This is a genomic window from Streptomyces sp. H27-C3 (assembly GCF_030063415.1).
Classification (GTDB): domain Bacteria; phylum Actinomycetota; class Actinomycetes; order Streptomycetales; family Streptomycetaceae; genus Streptomyces.
The window spans coordinates 1-11,962 of record NZ_JASITA010000081.1 but is presented as its reverse complement, the minus strand read 5'-3'; the positions used below and the strand labels follow the sequence as shown (position 1 = coordinate 11,962).

Genomic DNA, 11,962 nt, shown 5'->3' with positions numbered 1-11,962 from the left:
GTACACGTCGTGGATCATGACCGGGGTGTGTTCGGCGGCGTGCCGTGACCACCGCTGATTCCCCTGAATGAGTGGGACTTCGACTCGTTTGCGGGTGACACGTTGACGCCCGCCTACAGGACGGCGGGGAAAGTTTCTTCGGCCACGTTGAACACGGGCGCACCTCCCGCCCGTACCTAGGGCCATGAGCGACGCACTACGGCGTCGACATCATCCTTCGGTACACAGGAGTTGACATGAAGACCTGGCGGAACGCCTCGCTCGCGGTGACGGCGGCGGCTGTGATGGCGCTGACGACGGCGTGCGGTCAGGACAGCGGCTCCCAGTCCCCCAACGGCCAGTCCGTGGGCGCTGCCAACCCCGCGGAGCAGCCCGCGGACAATGGCTACGGATCGGCCGACAAGGGGTACGGCGACGAAGCCGCCGCCCAGGCCGCCCCCAAGGCCGCGGGGCAACTCGCGGTCTGGGACAGCAAGAAGCTCGGCAAAGTCGTGACGGACAGCGCGGGATTCACCCTCTACCGGTTCGACAAGGACACCGCCGAACCGCCCAAGTCGAATTGCGACGGTGACTGTGCGAAGGCCTGGCCCGTCGTGCCGGCGAGCGGCGCCACCGCCGCCCCCGGCACCGATGCCTCAATGGTCGGCGAGGTCGAAAGGGCCGACGGCAGCAAGCAACTGACCCTCGGCGGCTGGCCGATGTACCGCTACGCCAAGGACACCAAGGCCGGTGACGCCAAGGGCCAGGGCGTGGGTGGCACCTGGTTCGCCTCTGCGGCCGACGGCAAGAAGGCCGCTCCGGGCGCTGCCGGCGGCGCGGAGGAGGAAGGCGCGGGTGCGGAGGCCGGCGCCCCCGCCGATCTGGCCGGGATGTCCGTGCGCAAGGATGCCAAACTCGGCGACGTGGTGGTCGACTCCCAGGGGATGACGGTCTACCGCTTCAACAAGGACTCGGCCTGGCCCATGAAGACCGCCTGCACCGGCGCCTGCCTGGAGAAGTGGCCGGCGGTCCCGCCGGTCGAGAAGAACGACACCGAGGGCGTGCTGAAGAAGGGCTTCGTCGTCTTCGACCGCCCCGACGGTATCAAGCAGCAGACGATCGACTGCTGGCCCGTCTACACCTTCTCGGGCGACGCGAAGCCGGGTGACACCAACGGACAGGGTGTCGGCGGTACCTGGTACGCGGTCTCGCCCGAGGGCAAGATGGTGGGAGCGACCAAGTAGTACGCAGCATCAGCGGCGTCCCCACGCTGCGGCGCTCCGGCCCGGCCGGCCCGTCCTCCCCGCCTCACGCGGGAGGGACGGGCCGCTCGTACGCGTCGAACACTCTCAAGGGGTGTGACCGAGAACGGACGCCCAATTTCCGTTTTTGCTCGCTCTGTTGCCAGTGGGTCAGTAGCCTCGGCTCGAACACCGGTCTTGGTCAGGACCGGACGTCCCGTGGCGATGAGTTGGAGACATTGATGGAGCGTCCCGCCTGGGCCCCGCAGGGCATCGACATCTCGGTGCCGAGTGTGTCCCGTATTTACGACTACTACCTGGGCGGTTCGCACAACTTCGAGGTCGACAGGGAAGCGGCCCGCAAGGCCATGGAGTTCATGCCGGGGCTCCCGAAGATCATGCAGGCGAACCGGGCCTTCATGCGCCGGGCCGTGCGCTTCGCCGCGGATCAGGGAATCACCCAGTTCCTGGACATCGGATCCGGCATTCCCACCTTCGGGAACGTCCACGAGGTCGCCCAGGCCGCCAGCCCCGAGGCCAAAGTGGCGTACGTCGACCACGATCCGGTGGCTGTCGCCCACAGTGAGGCCGTGCTCGTGGGCAACGACCGTGCCGTCGTAGCCGCGGCCGACCTGCGCAAGCCGCGGGAGATCCTGGACAACGCGGAGATCACCGGGCTCCTCGACCTGGACCGGCCGGTGGCGCTGCTGCTCGTCGCCGTACTCCACTTCATCGAGGACGCCGACGAACCCCACGCGGCCGTCGCCACCCTGCGCGACGCCCTCGCGCCCGGCAGCATCGTGATCCTCACCCACGCCTCGTTCGAGGGGATCCCGCTGACGGAGGAACGGGCGGGCGGCATGGTCGGGGTCTACAAGGACATCAAGAACCCGCTGGTCATGCGCCCGCGTGAAGAGGTCTCGCGGTTCTTCGACGGATACGAGATGGTCGAGCCCGGCCTGGTGTCGATGCCGCACTGGCGGCCCGAGGTTCCCGTCGCCCAGGAGGATCCATTCGCCTTCTCGGGCTTCGCAGGGGTGGGGCGCAAAGCGTGAATGTGCCATCGCAGGCACCGAGGTCCGGTTCCGCACGGACCGCCGGGCGGACCACCACGGCCACCGCCACGGACTCGGCGACGAGCAGCATCGAGGACAGACTCGGGCGGTTCGCGACGATCTGGAGCCGGGCCATCTTCCCCGCCACGGCGACCTCCCTCACCCGTCCCGAGTTCGAGCAGCGACTGCTGCCGCTCGCCCACCGGCTGGGCGAAGCGCTGCACCGGCGCCCTTTCGACCCGGCTCCCGGGCAGGAGGTCGGCGCGGCCCTGATCGCCGCGCACTGCACCGACCCGGACGCCCTTGTCCGTACGCTCGGCGTCGTCGACTCCTATCTGGTGCTGTACTGCGCGGCCGAGGGAGACACCCCGGCCGACGCCGAGGAGAGCCGGGCGCACTGCGCACGGCTCCAGCACGCGATGGCCGCCGGCTTCGCGCAGGCGCTGCGCGAACGCACCCTCGTCGAGCAGGAGGCCATCGCCCGCTCCGCGCTCATGGCGCGCTCCGAGGCGCAGAAGGCCCTGCACACCACCGAGGCCCGCTTCCGCGCGGTCTTCGAGGGCGCCGCCATCGGCATCGGCATCGCCGATCTCGACGGCAATGTGCTGGAGGTCAACGAAGCGCTCACCCAGATGTTCGGCGGGCTCGACCAGTACGCGCGCGGCAAGAAGGTGAGCGAGTGGGTCCACCCCGAGGACAGCCCCCATGTGTGGGGTCTGTACGGGGAGTTGGTGCGGGGCGAGCGCGAAAGCTACCGCGCCGAGAAGCCGTACTACCGCAATGACGGCACCGTCGTGTGGACCAATCTGACGGTCTCGCTGCTGCGCGACACGGAGGGCAATCCGCAATACCAGCTGGCGCTCATGGAGGACACCACGGAGCGCCGGCTGCTCAATCTGCGGCTGCGCTACGAAGCCACCCACGACGCGCTGACCGGGCTGCCCAACCGCACGCTGTTCTTCGAGCGCCTGGAGAAGGCACTCTCCGCGGGCGACGGCATGCGCTTCGGCCTGTGCTACCTCGACCTCGACGGCTTCAAGGCGATCAACGACAGCCTCGGCCACTCCGTCGGGGACCGTCTTCTGGTGGAGGTCGCCGACCGGTTGGAGAGCTGCGCGACGGCGCCGGGCGAGATGGTCGCCCGGCTCGGCGGCGACGAGTTCGTGGCGCTGACCACCGGGCCCAACACCCGCCAAGAGGTGGACGAGTTGGCCGCGCGCATCCTGTCCGCACTGTCCTCGCCGATCAGCCTGGACGGCAAGGACCTGACCGTGCGCGGCAGCATCGGCATCGTCGAAGGCCCGGCGGGCGAGCGCGGACCCGCCGAGGTGCTGCGCAGCGCCGACATCACCATGTACCGGGCCAAGTCGGCCGGTGGCAATCGCTGCGAGCTCGCCGATCCGGAGTCGGACGCCCGCGCCATCACCCGGCACGGGCTCACCAACGCCCTGCCCGCGGCGCTGGCGCGCGGCGAGTTCTTCATCGAGTACCAGCCGCTGGTGCATCTGGGCGACGGTAGCGTGCACGGCGCCGAGGCACTGGTGCGCTGGTGCCACCCGCAGCACGGAGTGCTCGGGCCCGACCACTTCATACCGCTCGCCGAGCACACCGGGCTGATCGTGCCGCTGGGCCGCTGGGTGCTCGAAGAGTCCGTACGCCAGGCGAGGTTCTGGCAGGAGAGGCACGCGGACGGCGGCCCGCTGCGTATCAATGTGAACCTCTCACCGACCCAGCTCTACCACCCCGGCCTGGTCGCCGACACGGTGAACGTGCTGGAGAAGGCGGGGCTCGAACCGGGCGCACTGTGCCTGGAGGTCACCGAGTCGGCGCTGATCGGCGCGGACGACGATCTGCTCAAGCCGCTGCGCCAGCTCGCCGAGATGGGCGTGGACATCGCCCTCGACGACTTCGGCACCGGCTACTCCAACCTCGCGAACCTGCGCCGGCTGCCGGTGAGCGTCCTCAAGCTGGACCGCTCCTTCACCCAGTCCATGCAGCGGCACCCGGCGGACCCGGTCGACCTGCTGATCGTCGAGGGGATCGTCTCCCTCGCGCACAGCCTCAAGCTGTCCGTGACGGTGGAGGGAGTGGAGACGGGCGCGCAGGCCGCGCAGTTGCGTGAGCTGGGCTGCGACACCGCCCAGGGCTGGTACTACGCCAGGCCGGGCGCGCCCGACCGGATTCACGCCCTGCTGCTGGCCGACGCGGTCTAACGACCTCGGGGGCCATGGAGCGTGGATCAGCGAGTGGCGTCCTGCGGCTTCGCGTCCTAGGCGGAGGAGGGAGGCGACGCGGAGCGTCGTCGACCGACGACAACGCCGGAGGCGGAGTCGCGGGGCGTCGGGAGCCCGCGCACTATTGCCCCCGAGGTCGTAAGGGCTGTCCCGTAGTCCCTGGTGGATCAGCGCACGGCGTCAGATGCGGTGCATCGCAAGGCGGAGGGACGTTCGCATGCTGGATGTATTCGGGCGTTTCGACAACGCGGCGAGGTGCCGTAGCTGTCGTCGTGCGCCCGCCAGGGATTGCGGGACAGCCCTCAGGGGGCAGCCGGAGTAGGCGCGGTGGCCGTGTGGGAAGCGAGGAGCACCCTCTGCAGCTCGCGGGCCGCGCGCGGCGGAGCCACGTCGCTGCGGTGTGCGAGCGCGATCGTACGGCTGAGGCCCGGCCGGGCCAGGGGCGTGACCCGCAGGTCGCGCCCCGCTCGGGCGGCCACCATGCGCGGGACGACCGCGAGCCCGAGGCCCGCCCGTACGAAGCCGAGTACGGCGTCCATCTCGCCGCCCTCCACCGTGAAGGTCGGCTCGAAGCCCTCGGCGCGGCAGGCCGCCACGGTCAGCTCCCGCAGGTCGTAGCCGTGCCGGAACATCACCATCGGCTCGCCCTGCAGCTCGGCGACGCGCACCGACCTGCCGCGGCCGGGGCGCGGCGCGGAGGCCGCCGAGACCACGACGAGATCCTCGTGCAGCAGCTCGACGGTGGTCAGCGCGGGGGATGGGCTGGGCAGCGGCAGCACCACCAGGGCGAGATCGAGGCCGCCGCGCGCCAGCTCCCGTACGAGATCGTGGGAGCCGCCCTCCTCGATGAGCAGCTGGATGCCCGGATGCAGATGGTGAAAGGTGCGCAGGACGTCCGGGAGTAGCCCGGTGCACACGCTCGGTGTCGCCCCCAGGCGCACCCGGCCGCGGCGCAGCTGCGCCAGCTCCTGCACCTCGTGGCGGGCGGTGTCGGCGTCGGCGAGGATGCGGCGGGCCAGCGGCAGCAGTGCTTCGCCCGCCTCGGTGAGCGAGATGTTGCCGCGGGCCCGGGTGAACAGATCGGCGCCCAACTCCTTCTCCAGGGAACGGATCTGCTGCGAGAGGGAGGGCTGGGCGACATGCACCTCCTCGGCGGCCCGGGTGAAGTGCCGGGTCTCGGCGACGGCCACGAAGTAGAGGAGCTGCTGGAACTGCATAGCCGCCACAATAGGCCATGGCTATCGACATGAGCCGGACCATGTCTTGGACCAATGAGGTCCTTCGGCCCTAGCGTCGTGACCATGGCACTGGCTACGCGGACGGATCGAAGGCCGTCCCTCACGCGCTCGCTCTGGGCATCGACCGTCGGCAAGAAGACGGTGATGGCCGTCAGCGGTCTGATCATGCTGATGTATCTGGTGGCCCACATGGCGGGCAACCTCAAGATCTTCTTCGGCGCGGGGGAGTTCAACGGCTACGCCCACTGGCTGCGCACCCTGGGCGCGCCCGTCCTGCACTACGAGTGGGGGCTGTGGGTCGTGCGTGTGGTGCTGCTCGCCGCGGTGGTGCTGCACGGCGTGGCGGCGTACCAGCTCAGCAGGCGCGACATCAGGGCGCGGCCCAGCAAGTACGTGCACAAGCGGCGGCGCGCGAGCTATGCGACGCACACGATGCGGTGGGGCGGGATCATCCTCGCCCTGTTCATCGTCTGGCACCTGCTCGACCTGACTACGCTCACCGTGAACGAGAACGCGCAGTCGGGCCATCCGTACGAGAACGTCGTCGCGACCTTTTCGACCTGGTACGGAAACGTCATCTACATCGTCGCGATGCTGGCCGTCGGACTGCACATCCAGCACGGCTTCTGGAGCGCGGCGCAGACCCTGGGCGTGGGCAGTGCGGCCCGCGAGCGGATCCTCAAGGCCACGGCGAACGTCCTCGCGCTGGTGCTGACCGCCGGATTCATCTCCGTGCCGGTCGCCGTCATGACTGGAGTGGTGAACTGACATGAGCGAGTACACCGACTACGCGACCGGCGAGCCGGTCGCCGACACCAAGGCGCCTGCCGGGCCCGTCGCCGAGCGCTGGGACACCCGCCGCTTCGAGGCGAAGCTGGTCAACCCGGCGAACCGCCGCAAGCACACCGTCATCGTCGTCGGCACGGGCCTGGCGGGCGGCGCGGCCGGCGCCACCCTCGCCGAACAGGGCTACCACGTCGCGCAGTTCTGCTACCAGGACTCCCCGCGCCGCGCCCACTCCATCGCCGCGCAGGGCGGCATCAACGCCGCCAAGAACTACCGCAACGACGGCGATTCGATCCACCGGCTCTTCTACGACACCGTCAAGGGTGGCGACTTCCGGGCCAGGGAGTCCAATGTGCACCGGCTCGCACAGATCTCCGTCGAGATCATCGACCAGTGCGTGGCACAGGGCGTGCCCTTCGCCCGTGAGTACGGCGGACTCCTCGACACCCGCTCCTTCGGCGGCGTCCAGGTCTCCCGCACCTTCTACGCCCGTGGTCAGACCGGCCAGCAGCTGCTGCTCGGTGCCTACCAGGCGCTGTCGCGGCAGATCGCCGCGGGGAGTGTCGAGATGCACGCCCGCACCGAGATGCTCGACCTGATCGTCGTGGACGGCCGGGCCCGCGGCATCGTCGCCCGTGACCTGGTCACCGGCCGCATCGACACGCACTTCGCGGACGCGGTGGTGCTCGCCAGCGGCGGCTACGGCAATGTCTTCTATCTGTCGACCAACGCGAAGAACTCCAACGCGACGGCGATCTGGCGGGCGCACCGGCGTGGCGCGTACTTCGCCAACCCCTGCTTCACCCAGATCCACCCCACCTGCATTCCGCGCTCCGGGGAGCACCAGTCCAAGCTCACCCTGATGAGCGAGTCGCTGCGCAACGACGGCCGGATCTGGGTCCCCAAGGCGCACGGCGACACCCGCACGGCGGCCGAGATCCCCGAGGACGAGCGCGACTACTACCTGGAGCGGATCTACCCGTCCTTCGGCAACCTCGTGCCGCGCGACATCGCCTCGCGCGCCGCCAAGAACGTCTGCGACGAGGGACGGGGTGTGGGCCCCGGCGGGCAGGGCGTCTACCTCGACTTCGCCGACGCGATCGGACGCCTGGGCCGCAAGGCCGTCGAGGAGAAGTACGGCAATCTCTTCGAGATGTACGAGCGGATCACCGCCGAGGACCCGTACGAGGTGCCCATGCGCATCTACCCGGCGATCCACTACACGATGGGCGGACTGTGGGTCGACTACGACCTCCAGACCACCGTGCCCGGCCTGTTCGCGATCGGCGAGGCCAACTTCTCCGACCACGGAGCGAACCGTCTTGGCGCGTCCGCGCTCATGCAGGGTCTCGCCGACGGCTACTTCGTGCTGCCGTCCACCATCAACGACTACCTGGCCCGCACCCCGCACCACGACGAGGTCGACGCGAGCCACCCGGACGCGGTCCGCGCGGTCGCCGAGACCACCGACCGCCTGGAGCGGCTGCTCGCCGTCGACGGCGACCGCACCCCCGACTTCTTCCACAAGGAGATCGGTGAGCTCCTGTGGGAGCACTGCGGGATGGCCCGCAGTGAGGCGGGCCTGCGCAAGGTGCTGGGCAGGATCCCGGAGATCCGCGAGGAGTTCTGGCGACGGATCAAGGTGCCCGGCACCGGCGAGGAGTTCAACCAGTCCCTGGAGAAGGCCAACCGCGTCGTCGACTACCTGGAACTGGCCGAGCTGCTCTGCCTCGACGCCCTGCACCGCACCGAGTCCTGCGGCGGCCACTTCCGTGAGGAGAGCCGGACCGAGGGCGGTGAGGCGGCCCGCAAGGACGAGGAGTTCTCGTACGCCGCCGCCTGGGAGTTCACCGGCACGGGCACCTCGCCCGTCCTGCACAGGGAAGCCCTGGAATTCGCCTACGTCCACCCCACCCAGCGGAGTTACGCATGAGGCTCACCCTGCGCGTCTGGCGCCAGCGCAACGCCGACGCCACCGGCGCCATGGTCACGTACGACATCGACGGCATCTCCGAGGACATGTCGTTCCTGGAGATGCTCGACACCCTCAACGAGGACCTGATCCTCAAGGGCGACGACCCCGTCGCCTTCGACCACGACTGCCGCGAAGGCATCTGCGGGGCCTGCGGTGTCGTCATCAACGGCGACGCGCACGGCCCCGAACGCACCACCACCTGCCAGCTGCACATGCGGCACTTCGACGACGGCGACACCGTCGACGTCGAGCCGTGGCGCGCCGGAGCGTTCCCGGTGGTGAAGGACCTGGTGGTGGACCGGTCCGCCTTCGACCGGATCATCGGGTCCGGCGGCTACATCAGCGTCCCGACCGGCGCCGCTCCCGACGCGCACGCCACCCCGGTCCCCAAGGCCGACGCGGACTTCGCCTTCGAGCACGCCGAGTGCATCGGCTGCGGTGCCTGCGTCGCGGCCTGCCCCAACGGCTCCGCGATGCTCTTCACCTCCGCGAAGATCAACCACCTCAATGTGCTGCCGCAGGGCGCGCCGGAGCGCGAGACGCGGGTCCTGGACATGGTCGCGAGCATGGACGAGGAGGGCTTCGGCGGCTGCACCCTGGCCGGCGAGTGCGCCACCGCCTGCCCCAAGGGCATCCCGCTGCCGTCCATCGCCGCGATGAACAAGGAGTGGCTGCGGGCGACCGTGAAATCGCGGCGCTGACCGGCCTCCCGGACGCCTGGCATTGCGCCGCGCGACCGCCGCGGGCTACTGTCCCGCGCAACGGTGAGGCCCGCGCAACGGCCGCCGCGCCCGCAGCTGCGGCGGCAGCGCCCGGCATCGTCAAGCCGCTGCCGCCCGAGCTGTTCACCGTCCGCGGCGCCAATGCCGAGACCAGCTTCGCCGCCCTGCGCGACGCGGGCTGTCTCACCTCGGTGGACCACTTCTTCGTCCGCAACCACACCTCGACCCCGGTACTGAACGCGCGGACCTGGAGCCTGACGGTCTGGGGCAGCGGGCTGCGCGGCGGCCCGGCCCGTTTCACCTACGACCAGCTGCGCGCGACAGCTGGGTGCGCTGGTCACTGCCGTGGCGGCCGGGCGCGAAGGGGCAGACACAGCTCCTCGCGCGGGCCACGGACGCGGCGGGCGACACCCAGCCGGAGCGGTCCGCCCCGAACACCCAGGGGGTACCTGTTCGACGCGGTGGTCGAACACCCGGTCACCGTCGTCTGAGACGCCCAATTCGGCTCTTGTGACCGGGGTATTGCAGGTTCGTGGCGGACCGGGAGATGGCCTTCCGGTTCCCCATCCAGGGCCCCTGGGTTCCACGGTGAACCCATGGAATTGGAGCAGGCGTGAGTGTCACCGACGAGTTTCTCTCCCACAACGACTCCTACGCGGCCACCTTCAAAGGTCCGCTGCCCCTCCCTCCGGTCCGGCGCACCGCCGTCGTCGCCTGCATGGACGCGCGGCTCAACCCGCATGCCATCCTTGGTCTGGAGGAGGGCGACGCGCATGTGATCCGCAACGCGGGAGGCGTCGTCACCGAGGACGTGATCCGTTCGCTGGCGATCAGTCAGCGGCTGCTGGGCACCAAGGAGATCGTCCTCATCCACCACACCGACTGCGGAATGGTCACGTTCACCGACGACGGCTTCCGGCAGGGCATCGAGGCCGAGACCGGCATCCGCCCGCCGTGGGCGGCGGAGGCCTTCGCGGATCCGGGCGCGGACGTTCGGCAGTCGGTGCGGCGCATCACCGCCAGTGCGTTCGTCCCGCACACGGGCGCCGTCCGGGGCTTCGTCTTCGATGTCGCCACGGGACGGCTCAACGAGGTCATCTGAGGCCCGGGTCCGTTCACGCCCGGTCGGCGTCCACGGACGGAGCTCCGCTCCTTGGATCACCAGGCGTCCGTTCCCTATAGCCTGTCGAAATGCTCACCGAAGTCACCGCGACCCGCTACGTCACGCCCTTGCGTGAGGGCGGCTCGCTCCCCGGGATCGTCGAGGCCGACGACCTGGGCACGTACGTCATGAAGTTGTCTACCTGGCGGTGCTGACCTGCGGATTTGTGATCCTGCGGGCCCCTGACCTGCGTGGATGTGTCTTTCACCGTCTTTCAGTTTCGTGCTGCGTTATGTAGCCGATTCTCCCCACGCGCTCCCCAAGCCTTCGAATACTCCCCAGATTCTCCCCCGGGGGGCTAATGCTGCGAGCACTGTGCCTGGGGCGGGCGGGTGTGCGTTTGGTTGTATAACCAGCATGTTGAGTCATCACGGCGCGCCGCGCCGGCCCCGTCGGCGGCTGACGGAGTTGAGTTTGCGAGGCAGACGCTGGCGGTTTCCGCCCACATGGCACGGGTTGTAGATCGTGTCTTGTGCGGTCCAGGGTGTCCTAGGTAATGCACATAAGTGCAGATCAGGCCATTGTGGCTCAGGAGTGTCTACGGTGTGGCTGCGCCATCTTGAAGTGGCTGGTCAGCAGGGGTGGCGTGACCCCGTTTCGGGGTGCTCGTGCTGGTCGTGGGCGGCAGTCTGGGGTGTAGATCGTCCGGCGGGGTGGTTTTGCCGATGAGTTCACCGTCCTCGAACGGTCTACCCAGCGACACGACCGTTCTCGACAGGAGTGCCATGTCCACCATCCAGCCAGTGATCATCACTGCCGACCAAGACGTCCTGGTCGGCTTCTATACGAGATTGTTCGGTGCCGAGGAGATCTTCCGGGTACCGGCGGAAGGCCCGGCCTTCTACCTCGGCTTGCGCATCGGCGACACCGACCTCGGGCTGGTGGCCAAGACGAATCCGGGGACCGGGGCGGCACCGCGGATCCTGCTCAGCATCGGTGTCGACGACGTCGACGAGATGCTCGGCCGGGTGACGGCGCTGGGTGGCTCGGTCCGCGGTGGCCCCAACGACATGCCGTGGGGACAGCGCGTCGCCCACATCCAGGACCCCGACGGTAACCCGGTGAACCTCACCCAGCCGATCCCGGCTCAGTGACGCTGTTCCGGGGTGCTTGTGCTGGTCGTGGGCTGCCTGCGGTAGAGATCAATTTCCTGTAGTGGCCCCGATGTTCGTCAGGACGAGCAGCGCGCGAATCAGGTGGGTGGCGCGGGCGGGGTCAGTGCGGAGCTTGGTGAGGATCCGCCAGTTCTTCAGGTGGGCGAAGCCGCGTTCGAGGGGTGTGCGTCCGGCGGCCAGAACCCGGTTCTTAGATTCAACTGGTCAAGGCAACGCTCTGTGGTGTGCGGAATCCTAGGCACTTGCGTGGACGGTTGTTGAGCTTCGTCGCGATGGCGTCAAGATCGTCCTGGCTGAACGTCGACAGGTTGGTTCCTTTGGGCAGGTGCTGTCGGAGCAACTTGTTGGTGTTCTCGTTGGTGCCACGTTGCCAGGGGTTGCGCGGGGCTGCGAAGAACACGTGGACGCCGGTGTCGGCGGTGAGTTGCTTGTGAGCTGCCAGTTCCATGCCGCGA

Annotated in this window: 11 protein-coding genes and 1 pseudogene; 10 read left to right on the top strand and 2 right to left on the bottom strand. The window is 69.0% G+C overall.

Going from position 1 to position 11,962, the window contains the following annotated elements:
- Window positions 1-236 precede the first annotated feature (236 nt).
- The 3 genes from QMK30_RS37485 (at window position 237) to QMK30_RS37475 (ending at window position 4,488) form a co-directional block, all read left to right on the top strand.
- Complete coding sequence (locus tag QMK30_RS37485) at window positions 237-1,223, top strand: SCO0930 family lipoprotein (protein WP_283522807.1); 987 nt, start codon at window positions 237-239, stop codon at window positions 1,221-1,223.
- A gap of 239 nt (window positions 1,224-1,462) precedes the next feature.
- Window positions 1,463-2,275: an SAM-dependent methyltransferase gene (locus tag QMK30_RS37480; protein ID WP_283522806.1), complete on the top strand. Its 813-nt coding sequence runs from the start codon at window positions 1,463-1,465 to the stop codon at window positions 2,273-2,275.
- Between the two features lie 89 nt (window positions 2,276-2,364).
- A complete protein-coding gene (locus QMK30_RS37475) occupies window positions 2,365-4,488 on the top strand; it encodes a putative bifunctional diguanylate cyclase/phosphodiesterase (RefSeq protein ID WP_283522809.1) in 2,124 nt (707 codons plus the stop codon).
- 323 nt (window positions 4,489-4,811) lie between these two features.
- On the opposite strand, the gene QMK30_RS37470 is transcribed toward QMK30_RS37475, so the two are convergent.
- Window positions 4,812-5,726, bottom strand: coding sequence for a LysR family transcriptional regulator (locus QMK30_RS37470; protein ID WP_283522805.1), 915 nt, complete (start codon window positions 5,724-5,726; stop codon window positions 4,812-4,814).
- An 84-nt stretch (window positions 5,727-5,810) separates the two neighbouring features.
- Between QMK30_RS37470 and QMK30_RS37465 the strand changes: the two genes are divergently transcribed.
- The 7 genes and pseudogenes from QMK30_RS37465 to QMK30_RS37435 all read left to right on the top strand — a co-directional run bounded on the left by QMK30_RS37465 (window position 5,811) and on the right by QMK30_RS37435 (window position 11,486).
- A complete protein-coding gene (locus QMK30_RS37465; protein ID WP_283522804.1) occupies window positions 5,811-6,515 on the top strand; it encodes a succinate dehydrogenase in 705 nt (234 codons plus the stop codon).
- Between the two features lies 1 nt (window position 6,516).
- Complete coding sequence (locus QMK30_RS37460; protein WP_283522803.1) at window positions 6,517-8,466, top strand: fumarate reductase/succinate dehydrogenase flavoprotein subunit; 1,950 nt, start codon at window positions 6,517-6,519, stop codon at window positions 8,464-8,466.
- Window positions 8,463-9,209, top strand: coding sequence for a succinate dehydrogenase/fumarate reductase iron-sulfur subunit (locus QMK30_RS37455; RefSeq protein WP_283522802.1), 747 nt, complete (start codon window positions 8,463-8,465; stop codon window positions 9,207-9,209). Before QMK30_RS37460 ends, QMK30_RS37455 begins: the two co-directional genes overlap by 4 nt.
- A complete protein-coding gene (locus tag QMK30_RS37450) occupies window positions 9,176-9,721 on the top strand; it encodes a hypothetical protein (protein ID WP_502963307.1) in 546 nt (181 codons plus the stop codon). The genes QMK30_RS37455 and QMK30_RS37450 overlap by 34 nt, the downstream gene beginning before the upstream one ends.
- Window positions 9,722-9,843: 122 nt before the next feature.
- Window positions 9,844-10,332, top strand: a complete 489-nt coding sequence (locus tag QMK30_RS37445; RefSeq protein WP_283522801.1) for a beta-class carbonic anhydrase — start codon at window positions 9,844-9,846, stop codon at window positions 10,330-10,332.
- 89 nt (window positions 10,333-10,421) lie between these two features.
- Window positions 10,422-10,532 (top strand): annotated as a pseudogene (locus QMK30_RS37440) (HipA family kinase); the annotation flags it as partial.
- 585 nt (window positions 10,533-11,117) lie between these two features.
- Window positions 11,118-11,486 (top strand): VOC family protein, encoded by a 369-nt coding sequence (locus QMK30_RS37435; protein ID WP_283522800.1) that lies wholly within the window; start codon window positions 11,118-11,120, stop codon window positions 11,484-11,486.
- A 217-nt stretch (window positions 11,487-11,703) separates the two neighbouring features.
- Here QMK30_RS37435 and QMK30_RS37425 read toward each other — a convergent pair.
- On the bottom strand, window positions 11,704-11,962 hold a 259-nt coding region (locus QMK30_RS37425; protein ID WP_283522799.1), incomplete at its 5' end, for an IS30 family transposase.